This window comes from Desulfovibrio sp. (assembly GCF_019424165.1).
GTDB lineage: Bacteria > Desulfobacterota > Desulfovibrionia > Desulfovibrionales > Desulfovibrionaceae > Desulfovibrio.
Window position 1 is genome coordinate 1 of record NZ_JAHZAA010000016.1, and the last position, 520, is coordinate 520.

Here is a 520-nt window from a genome sequence, read left to right on the forward strand (position 1 = left end):
AGATCGATGTTTTTGTGCAGTGCCCGCACATATTCGCTGTTTGTCAGGGTAACGAAAAAAAGTTCTTCGTCTCTATGAACAAAGGGTTCCAGCGTGTAGTGGAGGAAAGGGTCTTGCTGGTTCAGGCGAAGTGGCTTTTTTGTTTTTTCCAGACGTTCAAGCCCATTTGCAAAAATGGGCAGATGTTTGGAAAGGTCTTTTGTTGTGTCTACTCCTGCTAGATCAAAAAAACCATCGCTGTAGTGCATAACAACATGATTTTCATTGATTATTGCATATTCAAAACGGTTTTTTCCTTCTTCAGCAGTTATGGGAAACATGGGAAAAACCTCCCGATTTGCTTATTTTCACCATACAAGATTGAAAAACAGAAAATTTAATCGTGCAAAAACGCTATGCAACTTTGTTGAAAAAGGCAAATTTGCGAGGCAGATTTGCACGATTAAATTTCATTTAAATTTTTCTTAAAATAAAATCATATAATTCATTGTATTGAGTTTTGAGTTTTTTTAGTTTTCTT

1 protein-coding gene is annotated in these 520 nt (G+C 36.0%); it reads right to left on the reverse strand.

The genetic code is table 11. From position 1 onward, the window contains the following. A partial coding sequence (locus QZ377_RS07310; RefSeq protein WP_291440513.1) for a hypothetical protein occupies positions 1 to 320 on the reverse strand: 320 nt, incomplete at its 3' end. Positions 321 to 520: the final 200 nt, after the last annotated feature.